Here is a 20220-nt window from a genome sequence, read left to right as displayed (position 1 = left end):
GGCGTTTCCCCTGCCGGGCACCCCGCGCAGAAGGGACCGCCGACGGCGATGCAGATCCGGCTGACCGTCCTCGCGCCGCGCAGCGGCCAGACCCCGGCGCGCGCCTGCGATGTGCTCGTCACCGCCCCCGCCGGGACGGCGCTGGCCGCGGTCGCCTCCGGCCTGGCCCAGGCGGTCTCCGGGCCCGAGGGGTCCCAGGGCGGCGGGGCGGTGGTCCTCTTCGCCGGGCGGGAGCGGCTGGACGCCCAGCGGATCGCCCTCGGTGAGCCGCCGCTGGTGGACGGGGCGGTGCTCTCGCTCCAGGTCCCCGGCGAGGACGGGGCGACGGACGCCGCCGTTCCGGCCCAGCTCCACGTGGTCGCCGGGCCGGACGCGGGCGGGGTCCACCTGCTGCACGGCGGGCAGATCCGGATCGGCCGCTCCGCCGAGGCCGACGTCCCGCTGGACGACCCGGACGTGTCCCGGCTGCACTGCGCGGTGACGGTGGCGGAGGACGGCCGGGTCTCGGTCGCGGACCTCGGCTCGACCAACGGCACCTCCCTGGACGGTACGGAGGTCCGCGACCGGCCCGTCCGCTTCCCGCCCGGCGCCCTGCTGCGGCTCGGTGAGTCCACCCTCCGGCTCACGGCGGGCCCGCGCGCCGGGGCGCTGCCGACGGCCCCGGACGGTGAGGGCCACCTGCGGGTGAGCCGCGCGGACCAGGCCGCGCACGGACCGGTCCACGGGGGGCCGGGGACGTCCACGGCCTTCGGCGACGGGTCCGGCTCCGGGTCCGGGTCCGGAGAGTTCGACGGGTCCGGTGGGCCTGCGGGGCTCGGTGAGGGGGCGGGGCAGGCGTACGGGGGTCAGGCGGGGGCCCGTGCCTCCGGTGCCTTCTCCGGGGCCTCCCGCGCGGAGCCGGTGGCGTACGGGTCCGAGGGCCAGGAGCCCGGTCCCGGCCACGGTCAGGGCGTATCCGGCACGGCCTCGGCCCGGCGCGCGCCCGAAGGCGGGGAGGCGCCCCGGCGTGGGGGCATAGGCGCCTGGGCCCGACGGCTCAAGGGCGGCGGCAGGGACGGCGAGCAGGCACAGGGGGCGGAGCGGCCGGGACGGGACGGATGGCCGGAGACGGGGGCCGCGCCGGACGGCCACGCGTACGGACAGCCGTCCGGACTCGCGTACGGCGATGCCCACGGTCACGGTCACGGCCATCCGGCGGGGGCCCCGGGGCCGGGTGCGTACGCCGCTCCCCCGGCCGGTGCCGCCGGTGCTTCCGGCTCCTTCGACTCCTCCGGTTCTCCGGGCTCCTTCGGTGCCGGTGGCGACTCCGGTCATCTGGCCACGCCCGTCTCGCCGCTCTCCCCCTTCTCCGCCGTGCCGTCCGCGCCCGAGGGCACCTGGCCGGACCCGGCGGCGGTGCTGCTGACCGCGCTGGGCCCGGGGCCCCGCCTGTGGGAGCGCCACGACGGGCACCCGGAGGCGCTGGTGGTGCGGCTCGGGACGACCGACCGGGCCGATGTGCCGTCGGTGCCGGTGACGGTGGGGCTGCGGGAGGCCGGTTCGCTCGGGCTCGCCGGGCCGCGCGCCCGGCTGGCGGGGCTGGCCCGTGCCACGGTGGCCCAGCTCGCCGCCCTGCACTCCCCCTTCGACCTGGAGATCGTGCTCATCTCCACGGACCGCTCCCGCTCCCTGGAGGAGCGGCGGCGCGAGTGGTCCTGGCTGGGGTGGCTGCCGCATCTGCGCCCGATGCACGGGCAGGACTGCCGGCTCCTCCTCGCGTACGACCGTGAGCAGGCGGACGCCCGGACGGCCGAGCTGGTCCGCCGCCTCGACGAGGGTCCGCTCGGCCCCGGCTGGCCGAACCTGGACCGCACCGAGGTGGCCGACGCCGCCCACGCGCACAAGGGCCCGCACACGGTGGTCGTGCTGGACGGCGACCCCGGTACGGCGGCGCTGCGCGAGACGACGGCCCGGCTGGCCGGTGCGGGGGCTGCGGCCGGCATCCATCTGATCTGTCTGGCCGAGACCCCGGCGGCCTCGCCCACCTCCCCGGTGGCCGCGACGTACGACGCCGCCTGCCGGGCCTCGATCGCCTTCCGCGAGTGCGGGGCGGTCGCGATGCTGAGCGGCGATGTGGCGACGGCGTTGCGGCTGCTGCGTACGGCGGGCGGCCAGGCGGCGGGCCACGGCACGGTGGCGGCGGTGGACGCGGTGTCGGCGGCCTGGGCCGAGCGGTTCGGGCGGGCGCTGGCGCCCCTGCGCGACGAGGGTTCGGCCGCACTGGCGGGCCGCCCGACGACGGCCGCGCTGCCGCCCTCGGCCCGGCTGCTGGACGAGCTGGGCCTGGCCCGCGCGACCCCGGCCTCGCTCATGGCCCGCTGGGCCTCCACGGCGGACGACCAGCCGGGCGCCTCGCTCCCCCGCCCCGCCACCGCCCCCTCCCGGGCGGACCTGGAGACCCCCGGCTCCGGCCGCACCCTGAGCGCGGGCCCCCGCGTGGGCCCCCAGCGCACAGCAGCCGAGCACCGCCGCTCCCAGGACACCCCGGCGTCGGGGCGCATCCCGTACCCGGGCGACTCCGGTACGGGCCGGACGCCGTACCCGGGCACGGAAGACCGGGGCTCGGGGCGCACTGCGTACCCGGGCGACCCGGCTTCGGGGCGGACGCCGTATCCGGGGGCGGGGGCGGGCGACCGGGACACCGGCCGTACCCCGTACCCGGGGGCAGACGCCAGGGACTCCGGCCGTACGCCGTACCCCTCGGCCACGCATCAGGACTCCGGCCGTACGCCGTACCCGGGCGCGGAGAGCCGGAGTTCGGGGCGCACGCCGTACCCCGGGACGGACAGCCGCAGCTCGGGCCGTACGCCGTACCCAGGGGCCGGCAGCCGGGACTCCAGCCGCACGCTGTACCCGGACACGGACGACGTGGACTACGGGCACACCCCGTACCCGGGCCCCGAGGCCCGGGGCTCCGGCCGCATGCCTCGCCCCGGCGCCGGCGGCCGCGACTCGGCCCGCACGCCCTACCCGGGCGCGGAGGGCAGGGACTCCAGCCGCACGCCGTACCCCGGCGCCGACGCGAGGGACTCCAGGGGCACGCCCTACCCCGGCGCCCACACCCGGGACTCGGAGCGCACGCCGTACCCGGGCGCGGAGACCCGTGACTCCAGCCGCACCCCCCGGGTCGGCCCGCAGGGTGGGGAGGCTCCGGGGCACGCACCACAGGCGGGTGACTCCGGGCGGCCCGTGCTCGTGCTCGGTGCCGGGCCCCGGGGGCCCCTCAGCGTCGATCTCGCCGACGAGGGGCCGCACCTGCTCATCGAGGGCCCCGCGGGCAGCGGGCGCACCGAGTTGCTGCGGGCCGTCGCGGCCTCGCTCGCCGCCTCCGCCCGGCCCGACCGGCTCGGCATCCTGCTGGTCGACGGTGCGGGCGGGAAACCCGAGGAGCGCGGCGAGGGGCTGCTCCCCTGTACGGAGCTGCCGCACGTCTTCACCCACCTCGTCGCCTCCGACCCGGTCCGGATGCGGGAGTTCGCGCAGGCCCTGGGCGGCGAGCTGAAGCGCCGCGCCGAGTTGCTGGGCCCGCTGGACTTCGCCACCTGGCACGCCCGGCACGCGGAGGCGGTCGAGCAGGCGGAGCCCCGGCGGGTCGTGGGCCAGCGTCCGCCGAGCGGCGCCGAGCGCCGGGGCGACCTGGACTCCGCGGCCAGCGGGACCCTGCGGCTGCGCCGGGTCGCCGCCCGGGCGTCGGACCCGGGGCCCTCTCCGCTGCCGCGCCTGGTGGTGCTGGCCGACGACTTCGACGCACTGGTCGCCCCGGGGCTCGGCAGCCCCGGCCGCCCCGCCGCCGGTTCCGTGGTGCGGGCGCTGGAGGCCGTGGCCCGGGACGGCGGCCGGCTCGGGGTGCACCTGGTGGCCACCTCGGCGCGCCCGGACCGCACGGAGGACACCGAGCTGGCCCGGGGGGCGAGGCTGCGCATCGTGCTGGACGCGCCGGTCCTGCCGCCTTCCCCGGACGAACCGGCCCCGGGCCGGGGCAGGTTGGGCCACCCGGACGGCCGGGTGACGCCGTTCCAGGGGGGCCGCGTCACGGGGCGCATCCCGCGTACGGCAACGCTGCGGCCCACCGTCGTACCGCTGGAGTGGGAACGGATGGGTGATCCGCCGACCCGCCGCCCGGTCCGCGAGCTGGGCAACGGCCCGACCGACCTGGCCCTGCTCGCCAGCGCCCTGGAGCGCGCGGCCCGTTCGGTGAACGCCGAGCGGCTGCCCCCGCTGATCCCGTTCCCGACGTGAGCCCGTCAGCCCCGAAACACACCCGACGCGAGCCGGGCAGCACACGTCCCCAGCCGCACCGCACCCCGACGTGAACCCACGCCCCCGGAGCCCGTAAACACGCGAAACGCACCCGCCCCGAGCCCCGCCACGCACACTCCCGGCCCGGCTCCCGACCTACCACTCCTGCCCCTGCCCGCCCCTTCCTCACCTCATTCCGCCACATCCCCCGGCATTTGCTGACGTGACGTCACGAGGCCATCACGATCACCGTGTTGGGGCCGGTGGCGGTATTGCGGGGCCCGTGCGCCGGGCGTAGGACTGTGCGCACGGACGACGCGGGCCGGGCGACGACAACGTAGTCGGGCGCGTACGGAAGAGACGGGGCAGAGATGCGGACAACCCTTTCCCTACGCAGGGCAGCCCTCGTCCTCACGGCGGTCGGCGCGCTGGCGCTGACGGGCTGCGGGGACGGCGGCGATGCGAAGAAGTCGGGCGGCGGGACGGACAAGGGCACGGACAGCGCCCCCACCGTCACCCTGCCGAAGCTGGACGGCGAGAACATCTCCGTCGCCGCGGTCTGGACAGGGCCCGAGCAGGCCAACTTCACCAAGGTGCTGGGAGAGTTCGAGAAGCGCACGGGGGCGAAGGTCAGCTTCGTCCCGGCCCAGGACCCGATCGTCAACTTCCTCGGTACGAAGATCGCGGGCGGCGAGCCCCCCGACGTCGCGATGATCCCGCAGGTGGGCGCCATCCAGCAGGCGGTGGCCAAGAAGTGGGCCAAGCCGGTCGGTGAGGAGGCCAAGGCCCAGCTGACCAAGAACTACGCCAAGGTCTGGCAGGATCTCGGGGCGGTCGACGGCACCCAGTACGGGGTGTACTTCAAGGCCGCCAACAAGTCCCTGATCTGGTACAACGCGGCGGCCTTCGACAACGCGGGCGCCAGTGAGCCGAAGACCTGGAAGGACTTCATCACCACCGCGGAGACCATATCCGCCTCCGGGGTCACCCCGGTCTCCGTAGCGGGCGCCGACGGCTGGACGCTCACCGACTGGTTCGAGAACGTCTACCTCTCCCAGGCGGGCCCGGAGAAGTACGACCAGCTGGCCAAGCACGAGATCCCGTGGACCGACCCGTCGGTCAAGGACGCGCTGACGACGCTGGCCGAGCTGTTCGGCAAGCCGGAGCTGATCGCGGGCGGTGCGGACGGGGCGCTCCAGACAGAGTTCCCGGCCTCGGTGACCCAGACGTTCACCGGGGGCGACCAGCCCAAGGGCGCCATGGTCTTCGAGGGCGACTTCGTCTCCATCAACATCGCGCAGACCGAGGCGAAGATCGGTACGGACGCGAAGGTCTTCCCGTTCCCCGCGGTCGGCGCGGACTCCCCCGTGGTGACCGGCGGCGACGCGGCCGTGGCGCTGAAGGACAGCAAGGGCGCCCAGGCGCTGCTGACCTGGCTGGCCTCGGCGGACGCGGCGAAGATCTGGGCGGAGGCGGGCGGGTTCATCTCCCCGAACAAGAACCTGGACTCGGCCGCGTACCCCAACGACGTGCAGCGCACGATGGCCGAGGCGCTCGTCGCGGCCGGGGACGACGTCCGCTTCGACATGTCCGACCAGGCCCCGCAGTCGTTCGGCGGGACGCCCGGGAAGGGCCAGTGGAAGATCCTCCAGGACTTCCTGAAGAACCCGAAGGACATCGCGGGGGCCCAGCAGAAGCTGGAGTCCGAGGCCGCCAAGGCGTACAAGAGCTGACGCGGTGGCGACGACGAACGCGGAGGGTGCCGGCGCGGCGCCCTCCGCCTCCACGGACCGGCGCCCGTCCCCCAAGCCCGGAGCCCGGAGTGTGACCGGGACCCGTAAGGTCATCGCGGCCGCGTTCCTGCTCCCCGCGCTGGTGCTGCTCGGCGCGCTGGTGGTCTACCCGATCGGCTATTCGGTCTACCGGTCGTTCTTCGACCAGGCCGGTACGGGCTTCGCCGGGATCGACAACTACAAGGCGCTCTTCACCGACGAGACGATCCTCACCGCGGTGAAGAACAACGCGATCTGGGTGGTCTTCGCCCCGACCGTCGCCACCGCGCTGGGCCTGATCTTCGCGGTGCTGACCGAACGCATCCGCTGGGGCACGGCGTTCAAGCTGATCGTCTTCATGCCGATGGCGATCTCGATGCTGGCGGCGGGCATCATCTTCCGGCTCGTCTACGACCAGGCGCCCGAGCGCGGGGTGGCCAACGCCGTCGCGGTGAGCGTGCACGACATGTTCAGCGAGTCGGCGGGCTTCCCCAAGGCGCGGCCGCTGCCCGTCCATCCGCTGGAGAAGGGTGAGGGCGGGTCGTACGTCTCCAAGGAGCCGGTACGGGCCGGGGTGCCGGTCCAGGTGCCGCTGGTGGGCGTGGCCCCGGCCAAGATGCCCGCCGACGCCCGCCCGGCGAAGGCGGACCCGGTGGCGGACGGGGACGCGATCACCGGGACGGCCTGGCTGGACTTCACCCGGGGCGGCGGCGGGAAGCCGAATGTCGTCGACCCGGAGGAGCTGGGGCTGAAGGGGCTGAAGGTGGAGGCGGTCCGGGACGGCAAGGTCGTCGCCACCGCGACCGCCGGGGCCGACGGGGTGTTCACCCTGCCCGCGTCGGCGGACGGGGCCCGACTGCGACTGCCCGCCGAGAACTTCCGCGAGCCGTACAACGGGGTCGACTGGCTCGGCCCGACGCTCGTCACCCCCGGGATCATCGGGAGTTACGTGTGGATGTGGGCCGGGTTCGCGATGGTGCTGATCGCAGCCGGTCTCGCCGGGCTGCCGCGCGAACTCCTGGAGGCGGCCCGGGTGGACGGCGCCAACGAGTGGCAGGTGTTCCGCCGGATCACCGTGCCGATGCTGGCGCCCGTGCTGGCGGTGGTGCTGGTGACGCTGATGATCAACGTGCTGAAGGTCTTCGACCTGGTCTTCATCATCGCGCCGGGCTCCACCCAGGACGACGCCAACGTCCTGGCCCTCCAGCTGTACCGGTCCTCCTTCGGCACGGACGCCGACCTGGGCATCGGCAGCGCCATCGCGGTGCTTCTGCTGCTCCTGGTGCTGCCGGTGATGCTCTTCAACATCCGGCGGATACGGAAGGAGAGGCAGCGATGAGTACGCCGACGGAACCCAAGGCCACGCGGTCCCTCGCCGCCCGGATCGCCGCCCGCGCCGGTGGCGGGGTGATGCGGGTCTTCCTGGTCCTGGTCGCCCTCTTCTGGATCATGCCGACGATCGGACTGTTCTTCTCGTCGCTCCGCGCGCCCGAGGACATCGCCGCCACCGGCTGGTGGCGGGTGTTCACCGCCCCGTCCGAGCTGACCTTCTCCAACTACCAGCGTCTGCTGGACAATTCGACGATCACGGGATCGCTTCTCAACACCGTCATGATCACCGTGCCGTCCACCGTCCTGGTGGTGGTGATCGGCTCGCTCGCCGGATACGCCTTCGCCTGGCTGGACTTCCCCGGCCGCGACTGGTGGTTCCTGCTGGTCGTGGGCCTGTTGGTGGTCCCCGTACAGGTCGCGCTGATCCCGGTCTCCGAACTCTTCGGCACCATAGGGATCTTCGAGACGACGCTCGGGGTGGTCCTGTTCCACACGGCCTTCGGGCTGCCGTTCGCGATCTTCCTGCTGCGGAACTTCTTCGCGGAGATCCCGCGCGAACTGCTGGAGGCGGCGCGGCTCGACGGGGCGGGCGAGATCCGTCTCTTCACCCGGGTCGTGATGCCGCTGGGCGGTCCGGCGATCGCCTCGCTCGGGATCTTCCAGTTCCTGTGGGTGTGGAACGACATGCTGGTGGCGCTGATCTTCGCGGGCTCCGACTCGCCACCGATCACCGTGGCGCTCCAGCAGCAGGTGCGGCAGTTCGGCAACAACATCGACGTGCTGGCGCCGGGCGCGTTCGTGTCGATGGTGATCCCGCTGGCGGTGTTCTTCGCCTTCCAGCGGCAGTTCGTGTCGGGCGTCATGGCGGGGGCGGTCAAGTGACCTCGTAAGGCCCCCGTTGCCCGGAACCGCGCACGGCGGCACGTACAGCCGCAGTCGGCACGTACAGCCGTACGTCGGTCCGAGGCGGTCCGGTCGTCCGAAGCGGCCCGGTTTCCCGGAACCGGGCCGCTTCGCCGCGTATGTCGCCCGATCCGGCGCCCCCGGTCCGTACGACGACGGGAACGCGGCCGAGCGGGTGGTGCGGCGGATCATCCTCCTGGGCGCTGCTCCTGGGCCCCTCCTCGGCGAGACGAACAGCCTGCCGCTGCCGCTGTCCCCCTCCGGGCGCGGAGCCGACGCGGCGGCACCCAGGCCGCCGCGGGAGCCCTCCTACCGGCACTCCCTGCACCCGCCCCCGGTCTCCCGCCACCTCGGAGCGGCGGTCGGCCCAACGCCCCCTACCGATCTCCCCGGCCGCTCCACCCGGCCGCTCCGCCACCCCTTGCTCCCCGGAAGAACCGCCGGGCCCCCGCTCAGGCCTCTCCCGTGCTTCGCCCGGAAGAGTGGCGGCCGGGAGGGACGGCCCCGGACACGGAACCCATGTCCTGTGTCCCTCCCCTCTTCCGCCACCCCCGCCCCGTCCGACGCCCCTCCCTCGTCGCCCCCGCGCGCGGCCGCCGACGGCGTCGACCAGTACGTCGCGGCGCCCCGGTGGCTGCCCTCGCCCTACGTCCTGCTGGCCGGTCTGCTGTGGGCCGTGCTCTCGGCGGCGGCCTGGCAGGTACCCATGTGCTGCGAGGCCGGGCTGAACGCGGCCGTCGTCGAACGGCTGCGGGCCGACCTGCTGCACCCGACGTTCCCGATGACGGACCTGCCGGCCGTGGCCAGCGCGCACTACTCCCCGTACGCCGTGCTCCAGGGGCTGGGCGCCCGGGCGAGCGGGCTCTCCGGGCAGACCGTGCTGGCGCTGTCGGCGGCGGTGAACCTGGCGCTGCTGCTGACCGGGATCGGCCGGCTGGCCCGGGTACTGACCCCGAACCGCTGGGTGCCGGTCCTCGCCCTGATCCCGCTGGCCCTGATCCACTGGGCGGACCCGGGGAGGTGGAGCGCGCCGAGCACGTTCGCGGTGGCGGTCACCCTGCATCTGTGGGCGTGGACCGGGCGCGCGGTCACCCGGGTCCCCCGCCCGGTCGCCGGACGGCTGCCGGGGCGGTGCCCCCGGTGGGCGGAGGCGGCGGGGATCGGGGCGCTGCTCGGGCTCGTCCTGCTGGTGCATCCGCCGACGGCGTTCGGGGCGGCGCTGGGCGTGGTCGCGCTGATCGCGGTGGTGCAGCGGACCCGGATCAGGCCGACGGTACGGCGGTGGGCGCTGGCCGCGCTCTGTGCGGCGGCCGTGGCGGCGGTGTGGCCGTACTACAGCGGGCTCACCGCCGAGCAGGCCCCGTCGTCGGCCGGTGCCACGAGCCGCCCGGCGACCGGCGGTGCCCCGGTGACCGGGGAGCCGTACACCTGGGCCACCGCGCACATCCCGCCCGGTGAGGTGGTGCTGACGGACAGCCGCCCGGCGATGTACGCCCTGGCCGGGCACGGGGCGTACGTCCTCGCGGAGGGGCTGCCGGACGCGGGCCTCCCGGCGGCGGAGCGGCGCGCCCGGGGCAGGGCGGTGGCGGAGTACCTGAAGGCGGCGACCCCGCAGGAGGAACGGGACCGGATCACCGGGCGGTACGGGGTGCGGTGGGTGCTGCTGACCCGGTTCCAGAAGCTGCCGGGGGACGCGTCGGTGCTGGCGTACAGCCCGCGCACGGGAGAGGTGCTGGCGCGCGTACCGGAGCGGTGAGACCCAGGACGTACGGGAGCGGTGACATCCGGTACGTCCAGGAGCGGTGAGATCTGTTATGTACGGGAGCGGCGACCGCGCGGGCGGGGCTCAGCCCCGGCGGGTGCTCCCCCGGGAGAGGGAGAGGGGGTCGGCTCACCCTCCGCCCACGTCACCGCTCCGCAGCGCGGCCACCGCCGAGGCGGCCAGATCGTCCAGGTACCCCTTCGGCAGCTCGCCCCGGACCACGACGAGCCGCCAGTAGAGCGGCCCGACGATCAGGTCGAGGGCCCGGTCCGGATCGCTCCCCTCCGGCAGCTCGCCCCGGGCCACCGCCTCCCGCACCACCACGGCGGCGACGCCCTGCTGCTGGTCGAGGAGGGCGGCCTTGATCGCCTCGGAGATCTCCGGATTGCGGGCGGCCTCCACCAGCAGGTCCGGGATGACCTGCGAGGCGACCGGGTGGCGCAGGGCGTAGGCGGCGAGTTCGAGGACGGCGCGGACGTCCCCGTACAGCGAACCGGTGGCCGGGGCGGGCATGCCCTGCGCGGCGACGGCCGCGACCAGGTCGAGGACAAGGGCGAGCTTGGACTTCCAGCGGCGGTAGACGGCGGTCTTGCCGACGCCCGCGCGCCGCGCGATGCCCTCGATGGACATCCGGGCGAACCCCACCGCGGCCAGTTCCTCGAAGACGGCCGCACGGATGGCGTCGGTGACGTCCTCGCGCAGGACGGCGGCGCCCGCGGGGGCGCGGCGGCGGGTTCCGCGTTCGGTGGTCATGGCCCGAATGATAGTGCGCCACGACGGGACGGTTGCGTTGCGACGTACAAGCGTCCTACTCTCGGCGTTACGACGATACGGTCCCGTCCCAACGAGGGCGTCCCCACGGGACCGTACCGTCCTACCCTCCCCTTCCTCCTGCCCCTTCACCGAAAGTGACCGTTCGTGGTGAGCCAGACAGCAGCCCCGCCGCCCCCGGTGACCACCCCCGCGCCGGGCGTCCCCACGTACGCCCCCGGTGAGCTGGCGGCCCTCGCCGCCCGGCACGGGCTGAAGGTGAGCGGCGCCCGGCCCTCACTGCCCGCGTACATCGGGCAGCTCTGGGGGCGGCGGCACTTCATCGCGGCGTTCGCGACGGCCAAGCTGACGGCCCAGTACAGCCAGGCGAAGCTGGGCCAGATCTGGCAGATCATGACGCCGCTGCTGAACGCGGCGGTCTACTACTTCATCTTCGGCGTCCTGCTGAACACCAGGCACGGGGTGGAGGACTTCGTTCCGTTCCTGGTGACCGGGGTCTTCATCTGGACCTTCACCAGCAGCTCGATCACCGCGGGCACCCGGGCGATCAGCGGCAACATCGGGCTGGTGCGGGCCCTGCACTTCCCCCGGGCCTCGCTGCCGGTGGCGCTGGCGCTCCAGCAGTTGCAGCAGCTGCTGTTCTCGCTGGGGGCGCTGACGCTGATCCTGCTGGCCTTCGGGCAGTACCCGCGGCCGTCCTGGCTGCTGGCGGTCCCGGCCCTCGCGCTCCAGGCGGTGTTCAACACCGGGGTCTCGATGGCGGTGGCCCGGCTGACGGCGAAGACCCCGGACATCGCGCAGCTGATGCCGTTCGTGCTGCGGACCTGGATGTACGCGTCCGGGGTGATGTGGAGCCTGGAGCAGCTGCTGGCGGGCGACCGGGTGCCGCACGCGGTGATGGTGGCGCTGGAGTACAACCCGGCGGCGCTCTACATCAACCTCATGCGGTTCGCGCTCATCGACAGCTACGGCGCGGGGCAGCTGCCGCCGCACGCGTGGGCGGCCGCGGCGGGGTGGGCTCTGCTGTGCGGGGTGGCGGGATTCGTGTACTTCTGGAAGGCCGAGGAGACGTACGGACGTGGCTGACGCAACGCCTTCCCCCGACGACCTCAGGATCCCGACCGTCGTGGTGGACGACGTCCACATCACGTACACGGTCAACGGCGCCCGTACGGGCCGGGGCAGCGCGACCTCGGCGCTCAGCCGGATCGCCTCGCGCCGCCGTACCCCCGGCGCACGCCAGGTGCACGCCGTGAAGGGGGTCAGCTTCGCCGCGTACAAGGGCGAGGCGATCGGCCTGATCGGCTCCAACGGCTCGGGCAAGTCGACCCTGCTCAAGGCCATCGCCGGGCTGCTGCCGCCGAGCCGGGGCAAGGTCCACACCCAGGGCCAGCCGTCGCTGCTCGGGGTGAACGCGGCCCTGATGGGCGACCTGACCGGCGAGCGGAACGTGGTGCTGGGCGGGCTGGCGATGGGGATGACGCGCGAGCAGATCCGCGAACGCTACGACGACATCGTCGACTTCTCCGGCATCAATGAGAAGGGCGACTTCATCACGCTGCCGATGCGGACGTACTCCTCCGGCATGGGCGCACGCCTCCGCTTCTCCATCGCGGCGGCCAAGAGCCACGACGTGCTCCTGATCGACGAGGCGCTCTCCACGGGCGACGCGAAGTTCCAGCGCCGCAGCAAGGACCGTATCCAGGAGCTGCGCGCCGAGGCGGGCACGGTCTTCCTGGTCAGCCACAGCAACAAGTCCATCACCGAGACCTGCGACCGGGCCCTGTGGCTGGAGGCGGGCACGCTGCGGATGGACGGCCCGGCGAAGGACGTGGTGGCGGAGTACGAGAAGTTCACCAAGGCCAAGTAATCCAGCCCGTCCGGCGTTTGAGGACATCTTTCAGCCCGTCCGGCGTTCGAGGACGGAACCTCACGCCGAGGGGGCCGGCGCCACCAACGGCACCGGCCCCCTCACCCCCGTACGGCAACGCCTACGCGTGCGTACGCAGCAACGTCCGCATCGTCCGCATGGCCACCGACAGGTTCGCCAGGTCGAACGCGTCCGACCCCTGGATCTCCTCCAGCGTCGAGCGCGACCGCGCCAGGATCGCCGCGTTCTTCTCCTCCCACGCCCGGAACCGCTCCTCCGGGGTGGAGGTGCCGTTCCCCACGCTCAGCACGTCACCCGTGAGCGCCGCGTGCGCCGCGTACAGGTCCTCGCGGATCGAGGCGCGGGCCATGGACTGCCAGCGGTCGGCCCGCGGCAGCTCGATGATCCGGTCCATGAGCTGGGTGATCCGCAGCCGGTCCGCCAGGTCGTAGTAGACCTCCGCGACCTCCAGCGGGTCCTTGCCCGTGCGGTCCGCGATGGCGACGATGTCCAGCGCCGGGAAGGCGGAGGAGAACCCGGCCACCCGGACCGCCAGCTCGCTGGGCACCCCGGCGGCGGTCAGCTCGTCCAGGATCGAGTGGTACCAGTCCAGGTCGGCGCCGCGCAGCAGCTTCGGCAGCTCGTTCCAGACCTGCTCGACCCCGTCCCGGAACCCTTCGATGGTCTCCGCGATGGCGACGGGCTGCGGCCGGTTGCCCAGCAGCCAGCGCGAACCGCGCTCGACCAGGCGGCGCGAGTGCAGCCGGATCCGGGTCTGGACGTCGGCGGCGACCTGGTTGTCCAGGGCCTCGACCGCGTCCCACACCTGGGCGAGACCGAAGATCTCCCGGGCTGTGAACTGGGCCCGTACGATCTCCTCGATCGACGCCCCGGTCTCCTCCCGCAGCCGGTGCAGGAAGGTCGAACCGGCGGTGTTCACCGTGTCGTTGACCAGCACCGTCGTGATGATCTCGCGGCGCAGCGCGTGTCCGTCGACCGCCTCGGGGAACCGCTCGCGCAGCTCGCTCGGGAAGTAGGCGTGCACGAGCTTCTGCAGGTGCGGGTCGTCGGGGAGGACGGTGGAGATCAGCTCGTCCGCCGTCGTGATCTTGGTGTAGGCGAGCAGCACGGCCAGCTCGGGCTGGGTGAGCCCGGTGTCGTTGTTCAGCAGCTCCCGGATGTGCCGGTCGGCGGGCAGGAACTCCAGCTCCCGGTCGAGCGCCCCGTCCCGCTCCAGGCGGCGCATGAAGCGCTGCTGGGCGTGGAGGAGGGAGGGGGCCTGGGCCGAGGCGTTGGCGAGGGCGACGTTCTGCGCGTAGTTGTTGCGGAGGACGAGCGCGCCGACCTCGTCGGTCATGTCGGCCAGCAGCTTGTTGCGCTGCTTGACGGTCATGTCGCCGTCCCGGACCAGCCCGTTGAGCAGGATCTTGATGTTCACCTCGTGGTCGGAGGTGTCCACCCCGGCGCTGTTGTCGATCGCGTCGGTGTTGATCCGGCCGCCGCTGCGGGCGAACTCGATCCGGCCGAGCTGGGTGGCGCCCAGGTTGCCGCCCTCGCCGACGACCTTGGCCCGCAGCTCCTCGCCGTTGACGCGGATCGCGTCGTTGGCCTTGTCACCGACGTCGGCGTTCGACTCGGAGACGGCCTTGATGTACGTGCCGATGCCGCCGTTCCACAGCAGGTCGACGGGGGACTTGAGGATGGCCTGCATCAGCTCGGCGGGCGTCATCTTGCTGACCGACGGGTCGATGCCGAGCGCCTCGCGGACGTGGTTGTTCAGCGGGATCGACTTGGCGCTGCGCGGGTGGATACCGCCGCCTGCGGAGAGCAGCTCGGTGTTGTAGTCGGCCCAGGAGCTGCGGGGCAGCTCGAAGAGGCGGCGGCGCTCGGCGTACGAGGTGGCCGCGTCCGGGGTCGGGTCGATGAAGATGTGCCGGTGGTCGAAGGCGGCGACCAGGCGGATGTGCTCGGAGAGCAGCATCCCGTTGCCGAACACGTCGCCGGACATGTCCCCGACGCCGACGACGGTGAAGTCCTGGGTCTGGGTGTCGTGGCCCAGCTCCCGGAAGTGCCGCTTGACGGACTCCCAGGCGCCCCTGGCGGTGATGCCCATGCCCTTGTGGTCGTAGCCGGCCGAACCACCGGAGGCGAACGCGTCCCCGAGCCAGAAGCCGTACGCGACGGCGACCTCGTTGGCGATGTCGGAGAAGCTCGCGGTGCCCTTGTCGGCGGCGACGACGAGGTAGGTGTCGTCCTCGTCGTGGCGAACGACGTCGGCGGGCGGCACGACCTCGCCGGCCACCATGTTGTCGGTGATGTCGAGAAGCGCCGAGATGAAGGTGCGGTAGGCGGCGATGCCCTCCGCGAACCAGGCGTCCCGGTCCGCGGACGGGTCCGGGAGCTGCTTGGCGACGAAGCCGCCCTTGGCGCCGACGGGCACGATGACGGTGTTCTTCACCATCTGGGCCTTGACCAGGCCGAGCACCTCCGTACGGAAGTCCTCCCGCCGGTCCGACCAGCGCAGACCGCCGCGGGCGACCTTGCCGAAGCGCAGGTGGACGCCCTCCACGCGGGGCGAGTAGACCCAGATCTCGTACGCCGGGCGGGGCGCGGGCAGGTCCGGGATGGCCTGCGGGTCGAACTTCATCGAGACGTACGCGTGCGGCGTGCCGTCGTCCGCGTGCTGGAAGAAGTTGGTGCGCAGGGTCGCCTTGATGACGGTGAGGAAGGAGCGCAGGATCCGGTCCTCGTCGAGCGAGGCGACCTGGTCCAGAGCTCCGTCCAGTTCCTCCAGGAGCCCGTCGGTCAGCTCGGTGCCCGCGCGCTGGCGGCCGGGCGACATCCGGGCCTCGAAGAGCGAGACGAGCAGCCGGGTGGTGTGGACGTTGTTGCGGAGCGTGGACTCCATGTAGTCCTGGCTGAAGGTCGAACCGGCCTGCCGCAGGTACTTCGCGTAGGCGCGCAGCACCATGGCCTGGCGCCAGTTCAGCCCGGCGCCCAGCACCAGCGCGTTGAAGCCGTCGTTCTCCGCCTCGCCCTTCCAGACGGCGGCGAACGCCTCCTGGAAGCGGTCGCGGGCGTCGTCGGCGAGGTGGCCGCCGTTGCCGCCGGTCTGCGGCATGCGCAGCCCGAAGTCGTAGATCCAGGCGTGCGTGCGGTCGGCGCAGCGCAGCTCGTACGGGCGCTCGTCGACGACCTCGACGCCGAGCTGCTGGAGGGCCGGGAGGACCGCGGAGAGGGAGACCTGCTCGCCGGTCCGGTAGATCTTGAAGCGGCGCTCGCCGGGGCCCGCGCCGACCGGCTCGTACAGGCTGAGGGCGAAGTCCTTGTGGCCCTCCTTGAGGGTCTCCAGGTGGACCAGGTCGGCCACGGCGGCGCGCGGCGAGTGGTCGGCCTTGTAACCCTCGGGGAAGGAGTGGCCGTACAGGCGCTGGAGTTCGGCGGCGCGTTCCTCGCCCAGCTCGGCGTTGAGGGCCTCTCCGAAGCCGTCGGCCCAGGAGCGGGCGGCCTCGACGAGGCGGGCCTCGATGCGGTCGGCGTCGGCGTCCGTGAGGTGCGGCAGCTCGGTGCCCGGGGGGACCCGGATGACGAAGTGCAGCCGGGAGAGGATCGATTCGGTGTTCCAGGCGGTGAAGTCGACGCTGGTGCCGCCCAGCTCCTCCTTCAGGATGTCGATCAGCCGCAGGCGTACACCGGTGGTGTACCGGTCGCGCGGGAGGTAGACGATCGCGGAGTAGTAGCGCCCGTACTCGTCCTGGCGCAGGTAGAGCCGGAGCCGTCGGCGCTCCTGGAGGTAGAGCACGGAGGTGACGACGGCACGGAGCTGGTCGACGGGGGTCTGGAACAGCTCGTCGCGCGGGTAGGTCTCCAGGATCTGGAGCAGGTCGCGGCCGTCGTGGCTGTTGTACGAGAAGCCGGCGCCCTCCACCACTTCGGCGACCTTGCGGCGGATGACGGGCACCCGGCGCACGGACTCGGTGTAGGCGGCGGAGGAGAAGAGGCCGAGGAAGCGGCGCTCACCGATGACGTTGCCCTTGGCGTCGAACTTCTTCACGCCGACGTAGTCGAGGTAGCTGGGGCGGTGCACGGTGGCCCGGCTGTTGGCCTTCGTCAGGACCAGGAGCTTGTGCTCGCGGGCCTTGGCGCGGGCGTCGGCGGGGAGCCGGTCGAAGGACGGGCTGACCGGGTGGTCCTCGTCCACGCTGTGCTGCGGGTCGGAGCGGAGGATGCCGAGGCCGGTGCCGGGGACGGCGGCCAGCGCGTCGCTGTCCTTCAGCTCGTACTCGCGGTAGCCGAGGAAGGTGAAGTGGTCGGCGGCGAGCCAGCGCAGCAGCTCGCGGGCCTCCTCGACCTCCTCGTCGGCGAGGTCGTCGAGGGGTTCGCCGGGCAGGTCGTCGGCGATCCGGAGGGCGGCGTCGCGCATCTTCCCCCAGTCCTCGACGGCCTCCCGTACGTCGGACAGGACGCGGCGCAGGTCGGTGGTGATCTGCTGGAGGTCGGTGCGGTCGGTCTCGCGGTCGATCTCGACGTGGATCCAGGACTCGACGAGCGCGTCGTGCGGCAGCTCGGCCTTGGTGCTCCGGCCGGCCTTGAAGGCCTTCGGGGTGCCGGGGCCGCCGGAGAGGACCTCGATGAGCTTGCCGGTGACATCGCGGCGGACGGTGACCTGCGGGTGGATCACGACGTGGATGCCGCGGCCCTGGCGGGACAGCTCGTTGGTGACGGAGTCGACCAGGAACGGCATGTCGTCGGTGACGACCTCGACGATCGAGTGGCTGCAGGTCCAGCCGTTCTCCTCGACGGTCGGCGTGTGCACGCGGACGTTGGCGGTGCCCTGCGGACGGTTCTCGGCCAGCCGGTAGTGCGAGGCGGCCGCGCCGTAGACGTCGTCCGGGTCCCGGCCGCTGAGGTCCTCGGGAGCCGTATGCAGGTAGTAGCGCTGAAGGTAGGCGAGCGCCGCGTCCTGACCCGGACGGGCGTCCTCGTCGGCCCCGGCGGCGGCGACCCGCACCCGGGGGGTACCGCCCGGGCCACCGACACCACCGCCCGAGGCGTTGTCAGCTACCTGGGCAGCCCGTGCGAGCAGCTCGGCCTTGGCTTCGTCCAGCTTGGTCTGCATGTCCTCTGGCTCCTGTCGCGCGCCGTTGCGTGACGTAGGTGAGAAAAGCGACGTACCGCCGCGACACGGGGTGTCCGGTCGGGGTCGACGCTATGCCGCTTCGAGAGTCACCCGGGACCGTAGGGGCCGTTCGTGGCGGCCGGTCCGGGGTCGGAAGATCGCGGATCGCCCGGGTGCGGTGGCACTCCGGGCGGCGGCCGGGGGCTTCGCTGCCCCCGAGGCGTATCGCGCTGATCACGGCACCAGGCTATCGCCCCTTCACCCCACCCCGTCATGAGCCGCATGTGTACAAAAGAAGACATCGAACTTTGACACTTCGGACAGTGCGGTGCATCGCCTTGGCGAATGTACGGAACGGGGGCAACCTGATAGCGGGGGACGCGAGCAGGTCCCGAGAACCCCGAGGAGCGCGCCATGCCCGAGAAGATCCTCATCGTCACCGGCGACGCCGCCGAGTCCCTCGAAGTGCTCTATCCCTACCAGCGGCTGCTGGAGGAGGGGTACGAGGTCGACATCGCGGCCCCCGAACGCAAGACGCTCCGCTTCGTGGTCCACGACTTCGAGCCCGGCTACGACACGTACACGGAGAAGCCCGGCTACACCCTCCCCGCCGACCTGGCCTTCTCCGAGGTGGACCCCGGGGCCTACATCGCCCTGGTGATCCCCGGCGGCCGGGCCCCGGAGTACCTCCGCAACAACGCCGAGCTGCGCAAGATCATCGGAGCCTTCTTCTCGGCGGACCGCCCGGTCGCCCAGATCTGCCACGGCCCCCTGATCACCGCCGCCACCGGCAACCTCAGCGGCCGCCGCGTCACGGCGTACCCCGCGCTGGAACCGGACATGCAGAGCGCGGGCGCGGAGTTCCAGGACACGGAGGCGGTGGTGGACGGCCCCCTGATCTCCTCCAGGGCCTGGCCGGACCACCCGGCGTGGATGCGAGAGTTCCTGAAGGTGCTGCGCACAACCAGCCGATCCAGCTGACCCGACCACATCCAGCCACACCCGCTCACGGCAGCTACCCCAGCCCGTCCGGCCCACATCCAGCCCGTCCGCCCACGTCCGACCCGTCCGGCCGAATCCAGCCCGTCCGGCGCTTGAGGACCGGGCCCGGGGGCAGCGCCCCGCACCCGCACCACGCACCGCGCCCCCGCACGCCCCACCGCCCCCGCTACGCGGAAAACGTCTCCGCCAACGCCACCGCCTCCCCCAGGCTGTCCACCACCGGCACCCCCGCCGCCAGCAGGCTGCTCCGGCTGTGCGACCCCCCGGTGTACAGCACCGCCCGCGCCCCCACGTGCGCCGCCGCCACCGCGTCGTCCACCGCGTCCCCGATGACCACCGCGTTCTCCGGGGATATCTCGCCCGCCCGCGCCAGGGCCTCGAAGTGCCGCTCCATGTGGAGCGCCTTGCTCCCGCCCGACGGGCCCGTCCGCCCGTCGACCCGGACGAAGTGGGACTCGATCCCGTACCCCCGCACGACCGGCACGAGGTGCTCGTGCCCGTACATGCTCAGGATCGACTGGCTGTGCCCGGCCAGCTTCCACTGCGCGAGCAGCTCCTCCGCCCCGGCGGTGAGCCCGCAGCCGACCCGGCGCTCCGCGTAGTACCGGTGGAAGATGTCGTCCATCCGCTCCCACTCGGCCGCGGTGGGCTGCCGGCCCAGGAGCCGCTCGTAGAAGCGGGGTATGGGCACGCAGTACGTCTCCCGGTACTGCTCCAGGGTGAGCGGCGCCAGCTCCACCTCGGCGAAGGCGGCGTTCGTCGCGTGGATGACGGCATGGATGTCGTCGAGCAGCGTGCCGTTCCAGTCCCAGACCAGATGGGTGCGTGTCTTCCCGGGTGTCATACAGAAAACGTACCCGCACGGTCTGACAACGCCGAGCCCTCGGCAGCCGGGCTTCAGCCGATGAGCTGCGGAATCTCCTGGACGCCGAACCAGAGCAGCTCGTGGTCCTCCGCCCCGTCCACCGTGAACTGCGCGTCGTCGTCCCCGAGGTCCGCCGCCCCCAGGGCCGCCGCTGCCGCGGCCACGTCCTTCTCGGCCTCGTCGGCGTCCACGTGCACCGCCGCCGCCTTGGCCAGCGGCAGCGCGGCGGCGAGGCGCACCTCACCGAGCGAGGCGGCGCTCAGCGCCTGGTCGGGGTCGGCGGTGGCGGCCGCGTCGGGGACGTCGACGGCGACGACGATCCGGCGCCGGGCCGCGTCCGGGTCCCCGGCGATCAGCCGGAGCGAGGCGGCGGCGGCCCGGCTGAGCGCCGCGTACTCCAGCTCCTCGATGTCGTCGGAGACGTACCACTCGCGCAGCCCGGGCGTGACCGCGTAGGCCGTCAGCGGCCCCGGGCCGACCTCGCCGGCCGCGTGTGCCGCTGCGAGACCGGAGAGCGTCAGGGGGACGTACACGCGCATGGCAGGC

Annotated in this window: 12 protein-coding genes; 8 read left to right on the top strand and 4 right to left on the bottom strand. The window is 73.1% G+C overall.

The features are described 5' to 3' along the window. Positions 1-48: 48 nt before the first annotated feature. The 5 genes from DJ476_RS21875 (at position 49) to DJ476_RS21855 (ending at position 10041) form a co-directional block, all read left to right on the top strand. A complete protein-coding gene (locus DJ476_RS21875) occupies positions 49-4278 on the top strand; it encodes an FHA domain-containing protein (RefSeq protein ID WP_112491349.1) in 4230 nt (1409 codons plus the stop codon). A 371-nt stretch (positions 4279-4649) separates the two neighbouring features. Next, the gene (locus DJ476_RS21870) at positions 4650-6011 is read left to right on the top strand and encodes an ABC transporter substrate-binding protein (protein ID WP_070200526.1); all 1362 of its coding nucleotides are present in this window, start codon (positions 4650-4652) and stop codon (positions 6009-6011) included. A 91-nt stretch (positions 6012-6102) separates the two neighbouring features. Next, a complete protein-coding gene (locus DJ476_RS21865; RefSeq protein WP_112492583.1) occupies positions 6103-7389 on the top strand; it encodes a carbohydrate ABC transporter permease in 1287 nt (428 codons plus the stop codon). Beyond that, positions 7386-8264 carry a carbohydrate ABC transporter permease gene (locus tag DJ476_RS21860; protein WP_112491348.1) on the top strand — a complete coding sequence of 293 codons (879 nt, stop codon included), beginning with the start codon at positions 7386-7388 and terminating at the stop codon, positions 8262-8264. Before DJ476_RS21865 ends, DJ476_RS21860 begins: the two co-directional genes overlap by 4 nt. Before the next feature lie 547 nt (positions 8265-8811). After that, positions 8812-10041, top strand: coding sequence for a hypothetical protein (locus DJ476_RS21855; protein ID WP_112491347.1), 1230 nt, complete (start codon positions 8812-8814; stop codon positions 10039-10041). 135 nt (positions 10042-10176) lie between these two features. Here the strand turns inward: DJ476_RS21855 and DJ476_RS21850 are convergent, their stop codons facing one another. Continuing rightward, positions 10177-10800: a TetR/AcrR family transcriptional regulator gene (locus DJ476_RS21850; protein WP_175451788.1), complete on the bottom strand. Its 624-nt coding sequence runs from the start codon at positions 10798-10800 to the stop codon at positions 10177-10179. A gap of 198 nt (positions 10801-10998) precedes the next feature. On the opposite strand from DJ476_RS21850, the gene DJ476_RS21845 reads away from it, so the two are divergent. After that, positions 10999-11904, top strand: a complete 906-nt coding sequence (locus DJ476_RS21845; protein WP_103418833.1) for an ABC transporter permease — start codon at positions 10999-11001, stop codon at positions 11902-11904. Continuing rightward, a complete protein-coding gene (locus tag DJ476_RS21840) occupies positions 11897-12688 on the top strand; it encodes an ABC transporter ATP-binding protein (RefSeq protein WP_103418832.1) in 792 nt (263 codons plus the stop codon). Before DJ476_RS21845 ends, DJ476_RS21840 begins: the two co-directional genes overlap by 8 nt. 121 nt (positions 12689-12809) lie before the next feature. Here the strand turns inward: DJ476_RS21840 and DJ476_RS21835 are convergent, their stop codons facing one another. After that, positions 12810-17807, bottom strand: a complete 4998-nt coding sequence (locus DJ476_RS21835) for an NAD-glutamate dehydrogenase (RefSeq protein WP_112491346.1) — start codon at positions 17805-17807, stop codon at positions 12810-12812. A 414-nt stretch (positions 17808-18221) separates the two neighbouring features. Here DJ476_RS21835 and DJ476_RS21830 point away from each other — a divergent pair, with 414 nt between their 5' ends. Then, positions 18222-18788: a DJ-1/PfpI family protein gene (locus tag DJ476_RS21830; RefSeq protein ID WP_103418830.1), complete on the top strand. Its 567-nt coding sequence runs from the start codon at positions 18222-18224 to the stop codon at positions 18786-18788. A 187-nt stretch (positions 18789-18975) separates the two neighbouring features. On the opposite strand, the gene DJ476_RS21825 is transcribed toward DJ476_RS21830, so the two are convergent. Further along, entirely contained in the window at positions 18976-19653 is a 678-nt protein-coding gene (locus tag DJ476_RS21825; protein ID WP_103418829.1) for an HAD family hydrolase, read from the bottom strand. A gap of 53 nt (positions 19654-19706) precedes the next feature. Further along, a complete protein-coding gene (locus tag DJ476_RS21820; RefSeq protein WP_103418828.1) occupies positions 19707-20213 on the bottom strand; it encodes a DUF6912 family protein in 507 nt (168 codons plus the stop codon). Positions 20214-20220 lie beyond the last annotated feature (7 nt).

This window comes from Streptomyces bacillaris, from assembly GCF_003268675.1.
GTDB lineage: Bacteria > Actinomycetota > Actinomycetes > Streptomycetales > Streptomycetaceae > Streptomyces > Streptomyces bacillaris.
This window is presented reverse-complemented; position numbering and strand designations above follow the sequence as displayed.

Excerpts from the sequence above, each read along its gene's own strand:
- DJ476_RS21825 (WP_103418829.1), bottom strand. The coding sequence starts at position 19,653 with ATGACACCCGGGAAGACACGCACCCATCTGGTCTGGGACTGGAACGGC.
- DJ476_RS21850 (WP_175451788.1), bottom strand. The coding sequence starts at position 10,800 with ATGACCACCGAACGCGGAACCCGCCGCCGCGCCCCCGCGGGCGCCGCC.
- DJ476_RS21860 (WP_112491348.1), top strand. The coding sequence starts at position 7,386 with ATGAGTACGCCGACGGAACCCAAGGCCACGCGGTCCCTCGCCGCCCGG.
- DJ476_RS21820 (WP_103418828.1), bottom strand. The coding sequence starts at position 20,213 with ATGCGCGTGTACGTCCCCCTGACGCTCTCCGGTCTCGCAGCGGCACAC.
- DJ476_RS21830 (WP_103418830.1), top strand. The coding sequence starts at position 18,222 with ATGCCCGAGAAGATCCTCATCGTCACCGGCGACGCCGCCGAGTCCCTC.
- DJ476_RS21875 (WP_112491349.1), top strand. The coding sequence starts at position 49 with ATGCAGATCCGGCTGACCGTCCTCGCGCCGCGCAGCGGCCAGACCCCG.
- DJ476_RS21835 (WP_112491346.1), bottom strand. The coding sequence starts at position 17,807 with ATGCAGACCAAGCTGGACGAAGCCAAGGCCGAGCTGCTCGCACGGGCT.
- DJ476_RS21870 (WP_070200526.1), top strand. The coding sequence starts at position 4,650 with ATGCGGACAACCCTTTCCCTACGCAGGGCAGCCCTCGTCCTCACGGCG.